Source organism: Trujillonella humicola (assembly GCF_046233715.1).
Lineage (GTDB): Bacteria > Actinomycetota > Actinomycetes > Mycobacteriales > Geodermatophilaceae > Trujillonella > Trujillonella humicola.
This window is the reverse complement of sequence record NZ_JBJNRJ010000004.1, coordinates 1-17,033: the sequence shown is the minus strand read 5'-3', so window position 1 is coordinate 17,033 and position 17,033 is coordinate 1. Positions and strand designations below refer to the sequence as shown.

General features: G+C 74.2%; 14 protein-coding genes and 1 riboswitch. Of the genes, 6 read left to right on the top strand and 8 right to left on the bottom strand.

The window, feature by feature from the left end:
* Positions 1-71: 71 nt before the first annotated feature.
* Positions 72-1,340 (top strand): ArgE/DapE family deacylase, encoded by a 1,269-nt coding sequence (locus ACK586_RS03355; protein WP_409329033.1) that lies wholly within the window; start codon positions 72-74, stop codon positions 1,338-1,340.
* A complete protein-coding gene (locus tag ACK586_RS03350) occupies positions 1,340-1,999 on the top strand; it encodes an HD domain-containing protein (RefSeq protein WP_409329032.1) in 660 nt (219 codons plus the stop codon). The genes ACK586_RS03355 and ACK586_RS03350 overlap by 1 nt, the downstream gene beginning before the upstream one ends.
* Here the strand turns inward: ACK586_RS03350 and ACK586_RS03345 are convergent.
* Complete coding sequence (locus tag ACK586_RS03345; protein ID WP_409329031.1) at positions 1,938-2,216, bottom strand: DUF4031 domain-containing protein; 279 nt, start codon at positions 2,214-2,216, stop codon at positions 1,938-1,940. The genes ACK586_RS03350 and ACK586_RS03345 overlap by 62 nt on opposite strands.
* Before the next feature lie 37 nt (positions 2,217-2,253).
* Here ACK586_RS03345 and ACK586_RS03340 point away from each other — a divergent pair, with 37 nt between their 5' ends.
* Together ACK586_RS03340 and ACK586_RS03335 are read left to right on the top strand one after the other, a co-directional pair.
* Complete coding sequence (locus tag ACK586_RS03340; protein WP_409329030.1) at positions 2,254-3,249, top strand: Gfo/Idh/MocA family protein; 996 nt, start codon at positions 2,254-2,256, stop codon at positions 3,247-3,249.
* A 58-nt stretch (positions 3,250-3,307) separates the two neighbouring features.
* Positions 3,308-4,054: a hypothetical protein gene (locus ACK586_RS03335; RefSeq protein ID WP_409329029.1), complete on the top strand. Its 747-nt coding sequence runs from the start codon at positions 3,308-3,310 to the stop codon at positions 4,052-4,054.
* Here ACK586_RS03335 and ACK586_RS03330 read toward each other — a convergent pair.
* Complete coding sequence (locus ACK586_RS03330; RefSeq protein WP_409329028.1) at positions 4,024-4,851, bottom strand: DUF72 domain-containing protein; 828 nt, start codon at positions 4,849-4,851, stop codon at positions 4,024-4,026. The genes ACK586_RS03335 and ACK586_RS03330 overlap by 31 nt on opposite strands.
* 166 nt (positions 4,852-5,017) lie before the next feature.
* Here ACK586_RS03330 and ACK586_RS03325 point away from each other — a divergent pair, with 166 nt between their 5' ends.
* Positions 5,018-7,207, top strand: coding sequence for a fibronectin type III domain-containing protein (locus ACK586_RS03325; protein ID WP_409329027.1), 2,190 nt, complete (start codon positions 5,018-5,020; stop codon positions 7,205-7,207).
* Between the two features lie 435 nt (positions 7,208-7,642).
* Here ACK586_RS03325 and ACK586_RS03320 read toward each other — a convergent pair whose 3' ends face one another.
* The 6 genes from ACK586_RS03320 to thrC all read right to left on the bottom strand — a co-directional run bounded on the left by ACK586_RS03320 (position 7,643) and on the right by thrC (position 15,914).
* Entirely contained in the window at positions 7,643-7,942 is a 300-nt protein-coding gene (locus ACK586_RS03320) for a DF family (seleno)protein (RefSeq protein ID WP_409329026.1), read from the bottom strand.
* Positions 7,943-8,203: 261 nt separating this feature from the next.
* Positions 8,204-9,805, bottom strand: a complete 1,602-nt coding sequence (locus tag ACK586_RS03315) for a 3'-5' exonuclease (protein WP_409329025.1) — start codon at positions 9,803-9,805, stop codon at positions 8,204-8,206.
* On the bottom strand, positions 9,802-11,646 hold the full coding sequence (locus tag ACK586_RS03310; RefSeq protein ID WP_409329024.1) for a hypothetical protein: 1,845 nt from the start codon (positions 11,644-11,646) through the stop codon (positions 9,802-9,804). Before ACK586_RS03310 ends, ACK586_RS03315 begins: the two co-directional genes overlap by 4 nt.
* Before the next feature lie 565 nt (positions 11,647-12,211).
* Positions 12,212-13,840: a chaperonin GroEL gene (groL, locus tag ACK586_RS03305; protein ID WP_409329023.1), complete on the bottom strand. Its 1,629-nt coding sequence runs from the start codon at positions 13,838-13,840 to the stop codon at positions 12,212-12,214.
* A gap of 360 nt (positions 13,841-14,200) precedes the next feature.
* The gene (locus ACK586_RS03300; RefSeq protein ID WP_089405184.1) at positions 14,201-14,401 is read right to left on the bottom strand and encodes a cold-shock protein; all 201 of its coding nucleotides are present in this window, start codon (positions 14,399-14,401) and stop codon (positions 14,201-14,203) included.
* A 211-nt stretch (positions 14,402-14,612) separates the two neighbouring features.
* Positions 14,613-15,914: a threonine synthase gene (thrC, locus tag ACK586_RS03295; protein WP_409329022.1), complete on the bottom strand. Its 1,302-nt coding sequence runs from the start codon at positions 15,912-15,914 to the stop codon at positions 14,613-14,615.
* A gap of 12 nt (positions 15,915-15,926) precedes the next feature.
* Positions 15,927-16,055: riboswitch (SAM riboswitch) on the bottom strand.
* Between the two features lie 59 nt (positions 16,056-16,114).
* Between thrC and ACK586_RS03290 the strand changes: the two genes are divergently transcribed.
* The gene (locus ACK586_RS03290) at positions 16,115-16,936 is read left to right on the top strand and encodes an HAD hydrolase family protein (RefSeq protein ID WP_409329021.1); all 822 of its coding nucleotides are present in this window, start codon (positions 16,115-16,117) and stop codon (positions 16,934-16,936) included.
* Positions 16,937-17,033 lie beyond the last annotated feature (97 nt).

Below are 17,033 nucleotides of genomic sequence, written 5' to 3'. Positions count from 1 at the left end.
GGCAAGCTAGCCCCCCGGGCCCGGTCCGCGGCCCTGCGCCTCGCCGGGGCACCTCGTGCCAGACTCCGCAGGTGGCCGACCCGACCGCCGCCGAGGCCCGCGTCCTGTCCGCCGTCGACGCCGCGTGGGTGACCGACCGGCTCGCCCGGCTGGTCGCCGTCCCGTCGATCGGGGGCACCGCCGCCGAGGTGGAGGTGCAGCACCTGGTCGGCGACTGGCTGGCCGACCTGGGGTGCGACGTCGACCGCTGGCCGATCGACCTGGCCGCCGCCGTCGCTCCCGACGCTCCCGGCCAGGAGGTGGCACGCGAGGAGGCGTGGGGGGTGGTGGGCACGCTGCCCGGGGTGGAGGACGGCGACCCGGCCCTGGTCTTCTGCGGGCACACCGACGTCGTCCCGCCCGGCGATCGAGCGCAGTGGGCGGGCGACCCGTTCGTGCCCCGGGTCGAGGGCGGTGAGCTGCACGGCCGCGGCGCGTGCGACATGAAGGGCGGGCTGGTCTCGGCGCTGGCCGCGCTGGCCGCCGTCCGTGCGGCGGGGGTCCGGCTCGCGCGGCCCGTGGCGCTGCACGCCGTCGTCGGGGAGGAGGACGGCGGTCTCGGGGCCTGGGCGACCCTGGCGCGCGGCCACCGGGGGGACGCCTGCGTCATCCCCGAGCCCACGGCCGGCGCGGTCGTCACCGCTGCCGCCGGCGCGCTGACGTTCCGGCTGCGGGTGACCGGCGCCGCCGCGCACGCGGCGATGCGCGACCGCGGCGTCAGCGCCGTCGAGCTGTTCGCCGCGGTGCACGCCGACCTGCTGGCCTTCGAGTCGCAGCGGCAGCTGGGCGCCGACCCCCGGTTCGGCGAGGCCCGCTACCCCTTCGGCCTGTCGATCGGCACCGTGCGCGCCGGCGACTGGGCCAGCACGGTCCCCGATCTGCTGGTCGCCGAGGGCCGGTACGGGGTGCGGCTGGGCGAGCCGGTGCCCGACGCGCGCCGGGCTCTCGAGGAGCGGGTGGCCGGGTTCTGCGCCGGCCACCCCTGGCTCGCCGCGCACCCCGTCGCCGTCGAGTGGACCGGCGGCTCCTTCGCCAGCGGCGAGCTCGCCCCCGGCTCCCCGCTGCTGGACCAGGTGCGCGGCGCGCTGGCCGACGCCGGCGCCGGGCCGGCGCCCGAGCGGGCGGTGGCGGCCGGCACGGACCTGCGGCTGTACGCCGCCGCCGGGATGCCGACGCTGCACTCCGGTCCCGGTGACCTGCACCTCGCGCACGGACCGCGCGAGCGCGTGCCGCTGGCCGAGGTCGTCACCGCCGCCCGCGCCTTCGCGCTGCTGGTGCTGCGCCGCTGCGGGGTGGCCTGATGGAGCTCGTCGGGTTCGCGGCGTGGTCCGCGCTGGCCGGCGACTCGGCCACCTCCCGCACCGAGTGGGCCGCCGTCCTCGACGCCTGGGGGCAGCCGCACCGCCGCTACCACGACCTGGCCCACCTGGCCGCCGTCCTGGGGATCGTCGCGGAGCTCGAGGGCGCGGCGGCCGACCCGGCCGCCGTCCGGCTGGCCGCCTGGTACCACGACGTCGTCTACGACCCCGAGCGCGGCGACAACGAGGAGGTCAGCGCCGAGCGGGCGCGGGCGGGCCTGCGCGGCCTGGTGCCCGGCGACCGGGTGGCGGAGGTGGCGCGCCTGGTGCTGCTCACCGCCGGGCACGACGCCGGCCCGGACGACGCCAACGGCGCCGTCCTCTGCGACGCCGACCTCGCGGTGCTGGCCAGCCCTCCGCAGGCCTACGCCGCGTACGCCTCGGCGGTGCGGCTGGAGTACGGGCACCTGTCCGACGAGGAGTTCACCGCAGGGCGCATCGCCGTCCTCGAGCGCCTGCTCGGGTTGGAGACCCTCTACCGGCTGCCGGCCGTGGCGGCCGACTGGACCCCGCGGGCGCGGGCCAACCTGACCGCCGAGCTCAGCCTGCTGCGGGCCCGCGCCGCTTCGGGCGACGCAGCCCCGCCGCCGCCAGGCGGCTGAGCAGCTCGCGCGAGCCCACCTGCTCGGCCCCGGCGGCCACCGCGTATCCGTGCAGTTCCTCGGGGACGTCGTAGTGGTCGCCCTGGAACGCCCGCCGCGGGATCCCCAGCTCCGCGGCGACGAAGGCGTGCAGCTCCTCGTAGGAGACGTCGCTGACCAGGTGCGCCCAGCGGCGTCCCCGCCACGGCCACACGGGACTGTCGATCAGCAGGGCCACGGCAGGAGTCTGCCCGGCGGCGGATAGCGTCGTCGGGGTGAGCGACGAGATCCGCTGGGGCATCGTGGGACCGGGCCGCATCGCCGAGAGCCTGGTCCCCGACTTCGCGCACGTGGCGGGGGCCCGGGTGACCGCGGTCGCCTCCCGCTCCGCCGAGCGGGGCGCGGACTTCGCGCGCCGGCACGGCATCCCGCGCTCCCACGGCTCGTACGCCGACATCCTGGCCGACCCCGAGGTCGACGTCCTCTACCTGGCCACCCCGCACGCGCAGCACGCCGCCGTCGCCCTCGCGGCGGTCGAGGCGGGCAAGGCGCTGCTGGTCGAGAAGGCCTTCACCGCGACGCCGGAGGGCACCGCCGAGGTGGTCGCCGCGGCACGGTCCGCCGGCGTCTTCGTGATGGAGGCGATGTGGACGCGCTTCCAGCCGGCGGTGGTCGCGCTGCGCGACCTGGTCGCCGACGGCGCGATCGGCGAGGTGCGCTCGGTGCAGGCCGATCTCGGGGTCGCCCGCGTGTACGACCCCGCCGACCGGTTGTTCGCCCTCGAGCTCGGCGGCGGCGCGCTGCTCGACCTGGGGGTCTACGTGGTGTCGTTCGCCCAGATGCTGCTGGGCACGCCCGGCACCGTGGACGTCACCGGGTCCACCTTCCCCACCGGCGTCGACGCCGAGGCCGCGCTGCTGCTGGGGTTCGCCGGCGGGCGGTCGGCCACGCTGACGACCTCGCTGCGCCACCCCACGCCCGGTGCCGCCCGGGTCATGGGGACGGAGGGGTGGATCGACGTCCTGCCGCGGTTCCATCACCCGGAGACGATCGTCCTGGCGCGGACCGGCGCCGAGCCGGAGACCATCACCCGGCCGCAGACCGGCCGTGGCTACGCGCACCAGCTGGTCGAGGTCACCGAGTGCCTGCGCGCCGGCCGGACCGAGAGCGCCACGATGCCGCTGGCCGACACCCAGGTGGTGATGGACGTCCTGGGCCGCGCCGCGCGGGCCCTCGGTGTCGCCCACTCGGAGGACGCCGCCGCGCTCTGAGCAGGGACCAAGGTCCTTCACGGTTCAAGTTCCTTCCGCGCCCGCCGATGACGGCACCATGTCGCTGATCACCGGTCTCGCCGCGCTGGCCGCCAAGGTCGCCTCCGCCTCGACCGTCGCCCAGGTCGCGTGCGGGGCGGGCATCGCTCTCGCCGGCGTGGCCGGCGCCGGCGTCACCGGGGTGCTCCCCGGCCCGATCCAGGACGGCGTCGCGGGGGCCGTCGAGACGGTGTCGTCGGTCGACCTGCCCGACTCCGGTGACGACGCGCGCCGCTCGTCCTCCGACGGTGCCGACGACGCCGGTGCCGACGACGACGGTGCCGACGAGACCGACGACTCGGGTGCCGACAGCCCGGGCGACCTCGACGACTCCGACGAGGACCGCCACTCCCCGCCTGCTCCCGGCACCCCGACCGCGAGCAGCCCGTCCGCTGGCGCTCCGACCACCGCCGGCCCGGCCACCGGAAGCCCGAGCGCCACCGGCACCCCTGCGGTGCGGACGGGCAACTCCGGGCCGGGCAGCCAGAACAGCGGCTCCGGCAGCGGCACCAGCGGCCCGGGCAGCGGGAACTCGGGGCGCGACCACGCCGAGGACGACGGCCCGACCGCCGGCCCGACCGGCGGCCCCACCTCCGGTCCCACGTCGGCGTCGCCGTCCGACGACGCCGACGAGTCCGACGACTCCGGCCACGACTCCCCCTCCGACCTGGACGACTCCGACGAGGACTCGTCGGGCTCCGGCTCCGGCTCCGGCCACGGCGGCTCCGGCTCCGGTCACGGCGGCCGCGGCAGCTCCCGCGGCTGAACCGGCAGCCGCTCCTCGCCGGTCCAGGCCGCTCCGGTCGCCTGGGCCGGTGAGGGCACGCGGGTCGGCGTCCGGCCGGCACGGCGGACCGCCTCGGCGACGAGGACCGCGTCGGTCACCGCGTTCCCGCCGGGGTCGTTGTTGAAGTAGACGAGCACGTCGTCGTCCTCGGCGTAGGCGGCGGCGAGCCGGTCGGCCCACGCCTGCAGGACCTCGGGCGGGTACCCCCACCCCTCCGCGCCGGTGTGCAGCCGCAGGTAGCCCCAGCCGGAGGTGCGCCACAGCGGGGTCACCGGCTGCTCGGCGCGGTCGGCCCAGCACAGCGCCGCGCCGTAGCGCTCGAGGAGGGCGCGCACCTCGTCGGTCCACCAGCTGTCGTGCCGCGGCTCGACCGCCACCCGGACCGACGGCGGGAAGCAGGCCAGGCACTCCTGGAGCAGGCCGGCGTCCGCCCGGAGCGTCGGGGGCAGCTGGAGCAGGACGGCGTCCAGCCGTTCACCCAGACCGGCCGCCCGCTCGAGCAGCCGGGCCACCGGCTCGGCCGGGTCGCGCAGCCGCTTGACGTGGGTGAGGAACCGGCTGGCCTTCACCGCCCAGCGGTAGTCGGCGGGCGTGCGCTGCCGCCACGCCTCGAAGGTGTGGTGCTCGGGGAGCCGGTAGAACGCCGCGTTGCTCTCCACCGTCGCGAACAGGGCGGCGTGGTGCTCCAGCCACAGCCGTTGGGGCAGCCGGGGCGGGTAGAGGCGCCCGCGCCAGTCGCGGTACTGCCACCCCGATGTCCCGATGACCACCGCCACGGCGGTCGCCTACCCCGAGTCGCCGCCGGGGACGCACCCCTCGATTGGGGGGCCGCGGCTCCCCCCGCGCTCGGCTGCCTCGGACGCCTGCCCTGGACGACTGTCCAGCCACGCCTTCGTCAACCGACCGGGGGCATCGAGAGGGCTCGACTGCGGAGACAAAGCCATGACCCACACAGGACGCAACGCCCACGGGCGGCACCGGCCCGACGGCGAGGCTGCAACCCGCCTCGTGCCGGGGAAGCCCCGGAGGAACAAGAAATCTCGCCGGCTCATCGCCGGCGGTCTCGCCGCGGCCACCGCCACCGGCGGTCTCTTCACGTTCGCCGCCACGTCGGCGCACGCCGGTAACCCGCCCACGGCCGGCAACATCGAGATCTTCGCCGCCCGGGACATGGTGGCGCTGGAGGGCTACGTCGACCAGGCGGGGCAGACAGCCACCGTCACGGTGACCCGCGGGAACACCGTCATCGGCACCGGTACCGGTGTCATCGACGCCACCGGCTTTCTTGAGTTCAACCACCCGGGTGGCTCCTGCTGGAGCATCGTCACGCCGGACATCCGAGGGGGCGACCTGATCGAGGCCCGCTTCAGCGGCTCGGAGATCGTCGAGGGCGCGGTGACCAGCTCGGTCACCATCCCGAAGATCACCACCCCGGAGGGCGAGGTCGTGACGGCGACGTTCGAGTCGCCCAACGAGAGCGTCAACGGCTTCGAGGACGGCCACTACTGGCTGAAGATCGCCGGGACCTACGACCCCACGCAGCTCCAGCCCGCCGGCGAGACCACCCTCAGCGACCCGAAGAAGTTCCTCAACCCGAGCCGGTTCGGCGTCGAGATCGTCAACCCGGCGATGCGCGAGGCCGGCAGCACCGTCGGGGAGCGCGCCATCGGCTGGAACCCCGGTCCGGTCGACCCCGCCGAGGCACCCACCACCTACCGCACCGACGGCTCCTTCAACCCCGACGGCACCTTCGTCGCGTACTTCGGTCTGCAGACCGAGGCCGACCGCGACCTCGCCATGGCCGGCGAGCACGTCGGCCTCAGCTGGATGGCCGACTCTCCCGACCCGAACGTGGAGCTGCAGTCCGGCCTGTCGCTCTACGAGGCCGGCGAGACCAACGGCCCGGGCTTCGGCGAGTGCCCGCCCGGTCCCGGCAACCAGGACCCGGTCGCTCCCAGCCAGGCGGCGCTGACCACCTTCGACGGCAACGGTGACATCAAGGTGGACTGGCTGCCGCCGACCCAGCCGACCGACGCCAACGACCTCATCGGCTACCGCGTCTCGGCGATCGACACCTCCGTCACCCCGCAGCAGGAGGTCAGCATCGAGGTCGACGGCACGGCCACGACGGCCACGCTCCAGGGACTCAACGTGGGCCAGGAGTACCCGATCGAGATCGAAGCCGACAACGGTCAGTGGAGCGACCCTGTCTCGGTCGGCTCCGCCACGCCGGGAACCGCCGGCACCACAGGGAGCACCGGCGGGGGCGGCGGCGTCGTCACCCCGCCGACCGACACTGCCCCGACCAACGTGGCCGCCACGGCTCCGACGGTCGACTCGGTCGTCGTCACCTGGACGGCCGCGGCCGGCGCCACCTCCTACGAGGTGAGCCTGACCGGACCGGGTGCCCCCTCTGAGCATCAGACAGTCACCGACACCACGGCGACCTTCACCGGGCTGACCGCAGGCGCCACATACACCGCGGCGGTCACCGCCATCCAGGGCGACACGCGCACGCCGGCTGCGGCCACCGCCGAGGTGACCACGCCGACCGCCGTCGCGCCGGGGGCCGCACGGGTGACCCGCACGGCGTCCGGCCACGAGTCCATCGCGGTCGAGTGGCTGGCGGCGACCCCGGGGAACGACGCCAGCCCGGTGACCGGCTACGACCTCGTGGCCACCCCCTCCGACGGCCAGCCGGCCGTGACGACCTCGGTGGGTGCGGTCACCACGGGGACCATCGGAGGGCTCCGCAATGGCATCGCCTACACCGTCGTGGTCTTCGCGAAGTCCGGCTCGCTGGTCGGCCCCGAAAGCATCAACGGGCTCGGAGTCGCTGCGACGGTGACGCCGAACGACGTCGTGACCGTCTCCCGAGCCGAGTTCCGGGCGAACCGTACGGAGTGGCGGGTCCAGGGCAGCGCTCTGGACACCACCGCCAACTCGGTGACCCTGTACGTCTGGAACGGGACCAGCCGGGGTCAGCTGATCGGTACGGCGGCGGTCGGCGCGGACGGAGCGTGGAGCTTCAACCAGCGAAACACCAACGTCTCGCCCACCGCGAACAACCAGATCGAGGTGGTTTCCACCTCCGGCGGCCGCATCGTGACGAGCATCCAGCGGGTGCGCTGACCGTCACGGTGCCGGGAGGACCTGCTCCCGGATCGCCGAACCGAACACACCGAGGGCCCTCGCCAGCCAGGCCTGTTCGGCTTTTAGTGCGGGCGCTTGGGGCACATCGGTGCCTCGTGACAACACTGGTCCCCGCCTCGCCTACCGGCGAGGCGGGGACCGGCTCTGTGTAGGCACGGTAGGAGCGCGGGGGCGACGGCCGCGGCAGGCGCGCCGAGGCGCGGCGTTCAGGGGCGGCGAGCGGGCGTGTGCCGGGGAGAGCGGCCCTCTACCGGCGGCCGATGCGGGCCGCGGCCCACAGGGCGCAGCGGCGGCAGATGTAGACCCCGGGGGTGCTGCCGAGTTCGGTGACGGCTGTGGCGGGAAGGTTCCGGCCGCAGCAGCGGCAGGACCGCGTGTCGGTCGGGTCTTGCGGCCGGCGGCGGCCGGGCAGCCTCATCGCAGGACGGTGAGCAGCTGCTCGACGGTCGGCGCGCCGGCCAGCCCCGCGTCGGTCCGGTAGACCCGACAGGACAGGCCGACGGGCGCGTCGGGGTCGGCGAACGGGTCTTGCCCGTTCACCAGGATCGTGGGTGAGCCCCGGAACCGGACGGCCTCGGCCTCCTCCGGGGTGGTGACCCGGTGGTGCTCCACGCGCACGTCACTGCGGCCGGCCTGCTTCAGCGCCTCCCGCAGCCGCGCGTCGGCCACCTCCCAGTTCGGGCACCCGTCGAAGAACAGCACCTTGACGTCCACGCTTGGGGCAACCTCCGGTCTCACCGTCGTCTTCCCCCAGGGTGCGCGGCGGCCGCCCGGGCACAGTCGCGGCAGATGGCCGCGCCGGGGGTTGCGGCCAGGGGCCGCACCCGTCCCTGGGGGAACACGCCGCCGCAGCAGCCGCACCGCCGCAGGCCAGGGAGCGCGGCGAAGACGGCCGGGAGCGCGAACATGCGTTCATCGTGGCCGGTCGGCCCGGCGGCTGCCAAGCTGCCGCGGGGGCGCGGCCGCGGTCGGGGTCTACGCGAGTGAGTACGGGTTGGGGTTGACCCGCCCCTCGGGCCGGGCGAGCCGTTCGTTGCTGATGACGCGCGGGGCGGCCTTGCGGGTGGCGGCGGCGAGCGCCTGCCGGTTCCAGGTCAGCCAGGTGGCCAGGTCGGTGTACCCCTCGTCTGTGGTGCGACCGGCGAGGACGGCCTCGGCGACGGCCTCCGCACCGTCGAGGTCGCCGGTGGAGGCGAAGAACTCGCAGGCCATCAGCGCGAGCCGCGGCTCGACCAGGTGCAGGTCCTTGTCCATCGCCGCGGCCAGGTGCTCGGCGGCCGGGGCGGCGCTGCCCTGCTCCTCCTCCCACGCGATGACCAGCCAGGCCATGTAGGCGGCGACCTCGGGGTGCCTGGCCGGCCACTTGTTGATGCGGCGGTCGGGCCGCTGCCCGAACAGGCGGTCGTGGATGGCGGTCCGGTCCAGCGTGCCCCGCTCGCCGAGCGTGGCGATGCGGGCGACCGGCTGGTAGAGGGTGTCGCGCGGGCACGGCTCGAACTCGCGGCAGTGCGGGCAGCCGTCCCGGTCGGCGCAGGCCGGGCTGGCCTGGATCTGCGGCCGGACCTTCGCCCACCAGCGCAGCGCCCGCGTGTGGGCCAGGGTCGGCGTACCGGCGGGCGGCGCGAGGAACTCCTGCACGGCCCCGAGGAGCGTGCCGGCCTGGCCGGGCTGGGTGAGGCCGGGCAGCGCGTCGATGAGCGGGTCGAGCAGGGCGACGCCGTTGGCCTCGGCGGCGACCCGGGCCTCGTCGCGCAGGTAGGGGCAGCGCAGCGTCGCGCACTCGACGGCCAGCTCCACCCAGGCGGCCAGCTCGGCACCGTCGGCGGCGTGGGTCAGCGGGCTGCCGTGGCGGGCCAGGTGTTCGGCCGGCAGCACCGGGTCGGTCGGCCGGGACGAGCGGATGTAGGCCGGGCCGCGTGGATCGCGGGTGGTGCCCTGGTCGTGGTCGCGGAGCAGGTCCTCGAGCGTGAGGTAGGTGCCCTCGCGGGCGGTGTGCGCGAGCAGCTCGAGCAGCGCGTCGGCGGCCGCGCGGGCGTCGTGGCGGGCGTCGTGCGGCTTGGCGTTGGCGACGCCGGTCAGCTGGCACAGCGCGCTCAGACTGACCGGGCCGCGGTTGCTCACACCGGGGTAGCGCAGCAGGCGGGGCAGCGTGCTGGTGTCGATGAACGGCCGCTCGGGAAGGGCGACGCCCTCGGCGGTCGCACCGCCGAGGCGCTCCATCTCCGACAGCAGCGCGCGCACGTCGGCGCTGGTGTGCCCGACGACGACAGCGTCCGGCTCGGACAGCGCGGCGAGGATGGCCGGCGCGTACCAGGCGAAGCCGCGCTTGCCGGCCACATCGGCGTCGGTGAATCCGTGCACGGCGGTCGTGCGCGGGTGGATGGGCACGCCGGGGTCCATCTCCCGGTACAGCTCGCGGCGGGCCTCCCGGCGGCCGCTGACGACCGGGACGACGGCGATGGAGATGATCCGGTTGCCGTCGCCGTCGGGATCGGGCGTGTACTCGGTGTCGAGCACGAGGAACGGCCGCCGGGTGAGCAGCCGGAAGGCGTCGTGCTGCGCCTCAGTGAGCCTCACGACGCGCCTCCGGTCAGCTTCTTCGACGGCGTGCTGCCAGACGGCGACCTCGGTGTCGGCACGCTCCCGGACGGCTGCGGGGTCGCCGTGCCCGCGAGCCGCTGCTTGGCCAGCGCGGCCACCAGCAGCGGGTTGAGCAGCGACGAGTAGGTGGCGACCGGCTTGCCGGCGGCGGTGAGCACCCGTGGCTGCGTGTCGGCCAGCTGACGGGGCGCGGGCGCCCAGCCGCGGGCGGCCTCGTTGGCCTTGCGGATCTTCTTGGCGACCGCGTCCAGGTCGGTGAACGCGCCCTGGCTGCGGCAGACCGCAAGGTCGCACAGGAAGTTCGTGCGGGCCAGGTTGCGGTACAGGTGCCGGCGGTTGAGAAGGAACGGCTCCAACGCCTTGCGGTGCTGGATCTCCACGGCCGCGTTCGACGCGGGCAGGTGCGGGTGGCTGCGCAGCAGCGGCAGCGCCGCCGCGATGCGGCCCTCGTACTCCCCGCGCTGCGCGACCACCCCGGAGGTCGGAGCTGGCAGCTGCGCGACGAGGTCCACCAGCTCGTCCCACCAGACCTTCCACCGGTCAGCATCGAAGCCGAGCAGCTCGTCGCGGGTGAGCAGATCCAGGTGCTTGGCCAGCGGGCCGACCAGCGACTTGCGGTCGCCCACGGTGGCCGTGGTGCCGGCCAACTGCATCAGCGCGGCCCGGATGTTGCGGTGGACGTGGAACAGGCTCGGGATGAGCCCGACGGCGTTGGCCCCGTAGTGCTGCGTGACCGCGTTGGTGATGGCGTCGGCGCAGTCGGCGACGATGAAGTCCGGCCGCACCGGCAGCTCGGCCAGCACCAGCCTCCACGCGTCGGCATTGGCACGGGGGTACGCGCGTACCAGCCGCAGCCGCGCCTCCCGGCGCGGCCAGGACATCGGGTCGGGCGCGGGCCGCCAGCGCACCTCCACGACCACCAGCAGGCTCCACGAGCTCTGCTGCAACCGGCCGCCCTGGGTGCGGCGACGGAAGGACACCGGCAGCTCGTCGAGCATGTAGACCAGCGGCTCGGCGAGCGGCGCGTCGGGGTCGGCGGCCAGCTTCTCATCGTTCGCGGCGCGCAGCCGCTGCTCGCGGGCGACCAGCCGCTGGCTCACCTCACCGAACAGCAACGGCGCGTACTGCTCGACCAGGTCGGCGGCCAGGTGCCAGGCCGTCTGCCCCTCTCGGCGGGTCCACGAGCCGGACCGGGTCTCCGGGCTACCCGCCGGCGCAGCCAGCTGGATGCCGTGCGCGTTCGCCAGGTGCTCCGCGACCGCGTCGCGGCTGGCGCGCATCGCCACCGACACGCTCGCGTAGCTCGCGCCCAGGGACAGGTCGTTGAGCGCCTGCACGATCGTCTTCAGCGTCCACGGCGTGTGCCGCGCGGCGGTCAGCGGGCCGCGGTGCGGCGACAGCAGCTCGTCGCAGGTCGCGCAGGCGTCCTCACCCAGGTCCACCGTCTCCCGTGACAGCGGCGGCGTGAAGTAGTGCGTCAGCTTGGGGTCGTCCGGCACGCAGCGGTACCGCTGCCGGCGCTTGGCCCCCTTGCCGAAGCTCCCGTTGCGGACCACCGAGCTGCCCTTGTGCTCCGGGCACGCCGGCGGTGGAACCACCGACGGGACAACCGAGCCGGACGCCGAAACGAGCAGGCTGAACCCGTGCTGTGAGCCGTTCGGCCGTACGCAGACGTACCGGTGCCACAGCCCCTTGGCGCTGATGCGCTTGCCCTTGTAGCGCACCCGGCTGTCGGCGTGGCTCGGCGTCGGGCAGTTGACGGTGTGCTTGCGCCGCCGGTCACGCGAGGCCGGCTCGTCCAGCGGAACGGCGAACATGTGGGTGCTGCCGTCCGGCGCGACGCAGGCAAACCGCTGCGCCCCAGCGCGCTGGCCCTTCTTCACCACGCGGAACTCGGCGTGGCCGTCGCGAGCGCACGCAACCGTGTGATCCGCCAAGAACACCCCCGTGACAGAGACCGACCCCCTCGGTCGCTCTGTGTGAGCATACCGAGGGGGTCGGACAATGTGCCCCTACATCAGCACTAAAAGCCGAACAGGCCAGCCAGGCGAGGGCCCTCGGCCCGTTTCACGTCCTGTCGCCCGGTCACGCCGCGTCGACATGAGCCGGACGACTCGTGTCGTCGGGCGCCCCGACCGGGGCACGAGGCCTCGGCCTCCAGGGGCGGGTGCCGCTGTCCACCCCACCCGAGTGACTCGCCGACGGCCCGGGGAACGCGAGCGTTGTCCCGCGGACGGCCACGACGGCGCGCAGGATGGCCGGTCCCGCGACATCGCTCCGGCAGCCCGTCGGGGTCCAGACAGCCGACAGGGGCGGCCCGCCGAAGCGGACCGCCCCTGCCGGGACGTGCTGGTGCCACCGAGGGCAGCACTTAGGCGGGACTCAGAAGTCCATGCCGCCCATGCCGCCGTCGCCACCGGGCATGGCCGGGGCGGCCTTCTCCGGCTTGTCGGCGATGACGGCCTCGGTGGTGAGGAAGAGCGCCGCGATGGAGGCGGCGTTCTGCAGCGCCGAGCGGGTGACCTTGGCCGGGTCGATGATGCCGGCGCCGACCAGGTCCACGTACTCGCCGGTGGCGGCGTTGAGGCCGTGCCCGGTGTCGGAGTTGCGGACCTTCTCCGCCACGACGCCACCCTCGAGGCCGGCGTTGATGGCGATCTGCTTCAGCGGCGCCTCGAGCGCGACGCGCACGATGTTGGCACCGGTCGCCTCGTCGCCCTCGAGCTCGAGCTTCTCGAACGCGACCGCGGTGGCCTGCGCCAGGGCGACGCCACCACCGGCGACGATGCCCTCCTCGACGGCGGCCTTGGCGTTGCGCACCGCGTCCTCGATGCGGTGCTTGCGCTCCTTGAGCTCGACCTCGGTCGCGGCGCCGGCCTTGATGACGGCGACGCCACCGGCCAGCTTGGCCAGGCGCTCCTGCAGCTTCTCGCGGTCGTAGTCGGAGTCCGACTTCTCGATCTCGGCGCGGATCTGGTTCACCCGGCCGGCGATCTGGTCGCTGTCCCCGGCGCCCTCGACGATCGTCGTCTCGTCCTTGGTGACGACGACCTTGCGGGCGTGGCCCAGGAGGTCCACGCCGGCGTTCTCGAGCTTGAGGCCGACCTCCTCGCTGATGACCTGGCCACCGGTGAGGATGGCGATGTCGGCCAGCATGGCCTTGCGGCGGTCACCGAAGCCGGGGGCCTTCACCGCGACGGACTTGAAGGTCCCGCGGATCTTGTTGACCACCAGGGTCGCCAGGGCCTCGCCCTCGACGTCCTCGGCGATGATGGCCAGCGGCTTGCCCGACTGCATGACCTTCTCCAGCAGCGGGAGCAGGTCCTTGACCGAGCTGATCTTCGAGTTGACGACGAGCACGTACGGGTCGTCGAGGACGGCCTCCATGCGCTCGGTGTCGGTCACGAAGTAGGGCGAGATGTAGCCCTTGTCGAAGCGCATGCCCTCGGTGAGCTCGAGCTCGAGGCCGAAGGTGTTGCTCTCCTCGACGGTGATGACGCCTTCCTTGCCGACCTTGTCCATCGCCTCGGCGATGAGCTCGCCGATGGCCGGGTCGGCGGCGGAGATCGACGCGGTGGCGGCGATCTGCTCCTTGGTCTCGACGTCCTTGGCGGTCGAGAGGAGGTACTCGGTGACCGAGGCGACGGCCTTCTCGATGCCCTTCTTGAGGGCCATCGGGTTGGCGCCGGCGGCGACGTTGCGCAGACCCTCGCGGACGAGCGCCTGGGCGAGCACGGTGGCGGTGGTGGTGCCGTCACCCGCGACGTCGTCGGTCTTCTTGGCGACCTCCTTGACCAGCTCGGCGCCGATCTTCTCCCAGGGGTCCTCGAGCTCGATCTCCTTGGCGATGCTCACACCGTCGTTGGTGATCGTGGGGGCGCCCCACTTCTTCTCGAGGACGACGTTGCGGCCCTTGGGGCCGAGCGTCACCTTGACGGCGTCGGCGAGGGTGTTCATGCCCCGCTCGAGGCCGCGGCGCGCCTCTTCCTCGAAGGCGATCATCTTGGCCATGTGGTGATGTCCTCCATGCATGGATCGCTGCACGGCCGGGTTCGGCGCCCGCGACGGACGACACCAGCGCGGCGGGCGCTCCGTCGGCCCGCGCTCCAGTGCCTCACCGTTCCGACCTGATTGGCACTCGGCACTGTCGAGTGCCAACCCGAAGTCTGGCACTCGCACCTGCCGAGTGCAAGAACGGGGGCCGTGCAGCCGCTGTTCCCGGCCGGCACTCTGCGGGCTGCTTCGGCACGGTCCGGGCCGGATCGCGCCCGCATCGTGGGGAAACCGCCCGCAGAGCGGGCCGCGGGAGCCCCACCCCGACACGCCAGAGGCCCGGCCCCCGCGAACGGGGACCGGGCCTCCGCAGAGGGATCAGGCGACGCGGACGCCGTCGGCCTGCGGGCCCTTCTCGCCCTGGACTACCTCGAAGGTGACCCGCTGGCCCTCGTCGAGGCTCTTGTAGCCGTCCATCTGGATGGCCGAGTAGTGGACGAAGACGTCCTGGCCGCCGTCGACGGCGATGAAGCCGAAGCCCTTCTCGGCGTTGAACCACTTCACGGTGCCCTGTGCCACGTGTGCTCCCACGTTCGTGCGTGCGGACGGTTCCCGTGGATGCCGGGACCCGGGTTACTCGCTCTTCCGCCCGTCGGACACGTGCGTGGAACTCGAACCGCGCGAGAAGCTACAACAAAGAGAGATCGGACACATCGGTCCGGCACGCGACGTCAGCGCATCGTGACGGACGACCTCGTTCCGCCACCCGGTCGGGCGACGGAGCAGCCCTTCAGGCGATGAGGCCCGCCGACCGGACCGACCGCAGCGACGGCTCGACCCGATGCGTGGGACCGACGACCGGCTCGAGCGGGTCGAGGGTCTTGAGCCCCTCGCCGGTGTTGAGGACGACGGTCTCCTTCGCCGGGTCCAGCCGGCCGTCGGCGACCAGTTGCCTCAGGACGGCGACGGTCACCCCGCCCGCGGTCTCGGCGAACACCCCGGTGGTGCGGGCCAGGTCGCGGATGCCCTGCACGATCTCGTCGTCGCCGACCCGTCCGACCGAGCCACCGGTGCGGCGGATGGCGTCGAGCGCGTACGGACCGTCGGCGGGGTTACCGATGTTCAGCGACTTCGCGATGCCGGTCGGCTTGACCGGCTTGACCACGTCCCAGCCGTTGTCGAACGCGGTGGCGATCGGGTCGCAGCCGGCCGACTGGGCGCCGAAGACCGTCCAGTCCGAGTCCTCGACGATGCCGGCGGCGGCGAGCTCGCGGAAGGCCTTGTCCACCTTGGTCAGCAGCGACCCCGACGCCATCGGGATGACGACCTGCGCCGGGATGCGCCAGCCGAGCTGCTCGGCGATCTCGTAGCCCATCGTCTTCGAGCCCTCGGCGTAGTAGGGCCGGACGTTCTGGTTGACGAAGGCGGTGTCCTCGAACTCGTCGGTCTCGGCGAGCTCGCTGGTGAGCCGGTTGACGTCGTCGTAGGAGCCGTCGACGGCGACCAGCGTCTGGCCGTAGACGGCCGACTGCACGACCTTGCCCGGCTCGAGGTCGGCCGGGATGAAGACGTAGGACGGCAGCCCGACGCGGGCGGCGTGCGCGGCGACCGAGTTGGCCAGGTTGCCGGTGGAGGCCGCCGCGATCTTCGCGTAGCCCAGCCCCTTGGCGGCGGTGGCCGCCAGGCTCACCACGCGGTCCTTGAACGAGTGCGTGGGGTTCGCCGAGTCGTCCTTGACCCACAGGCCGCCGGTGAGGCCCAGCTCCGCGGCGAGCCGGTCGGCACGCACCAGCGGGGTCATGCCGGGGTCGAGCGAGACCCGGTCGGCCGGGTCCTGGCCCACGGGCAGCAGCGCGGCGTAGCGCCAGATGTTCTGCGGGCCGGCCTCGATCTGCTGCCGGGTCACCGCCCGCATCAGCTCGGGGTCGTAGTCGACCTCCAGCGGGCCGAAGCACTGGGCGCAGGCGTGCTCGGCGATCAGCCCGAAGGTGGCGCCGCAGTTGCGGCAGACCAGGCCCCGCGCCGGACACGGGGGGACCGGGCCACCGGCGGACGGGTCGGCCTGCACAGAACCGGGAGCGGTCAGGGTCATGCGACGACTACCTCCTCATCTTCCCCGCGTCGGGCCGTCGAGCCGCGCGGGACGGAATTGGCACCTGCCGCCACGCGGACGCGCGGACGGCGGTTGCCGGGGCTTCGTCGGGCCGTGTCCCTCTGCCCCTCTGGATGAGTGGAACGCCCGTCACCCTACCCGGCGGGGTCGCGTTGCCCGTGCACGGCCAGACTGCGCGGGTGGCCACGCGCATCGTCTACACCGACCTCGACGGCACGATGGTGGGCCCGCGCGGCTCCTTCTGGCACACGTCCGGCCGGGACCTCACCGCCGACCCGGCGGCCGCGCTGCTGGACCTGCACCGCGCCGGGGTCGCGCTGGTCCTGGTCAGCGGGCGCACCTTCGAGCAGGTGGTCGAGGCCGCGCGGATCTTCGCCGCCGACGGCGCCGTCGCCGAGCTCGGCTCGGTCGTGAGCTGGGACGGCGGTCGCGCCACCCACCGGCTGACCGGCGACCTGCCCGCAGAGCACGACGGCCGGACGCCGATGGACGTGATGGCCGAGGCCGGCGTCGTGGAGGACCTCATCGCGCGGCACCCCGGCCGGCTGGAGTGGCACGACCCCTGGCACACGACGCACCAGACCGACGCGCTGCTGCGCGGCCGGGTCGACCCGCTCGAGGTGGACGCCGACCTCGCCGGCCGCGGCTTCGGCTGGCTCACGCTCAACGACAACGGGTCGATCACCTCGACGTCCCGCATGACGCTGGCCCCGGAGGCGATGCCGCCGCGCGTCTACCACCTCATGCCCCGCGGCATCTCCAAGGGCCTGGCGATCGCCTGGGACCTGCAGCGGCGCGGCCTCGACCCGTCCGACGCCGTGGCGATCGGCGACAGCGTGAGCGACCTCGAGATGGCGCCGGCGGTCGGCCGGTTGTGGATCACCGCGAACGGTGCCGCCGTCGACGGGATGGCCGACCGGCTGGCCGCCGTCCCCAACGCCGCGGTGACCGGCGCCCCCATGGGCGAGGGCTGGGCCCAGGCCGTCCGCGCCTCCCTCTAGCGGGGGGGGGGGGGGGGGGGGGGGGGGGGGGGGGGGGGGGGGGGGGGGGGGGGGGGGGGGGGGGGGGGGGGGGGGGGGGGGGGGGGGGGGGGGGGGG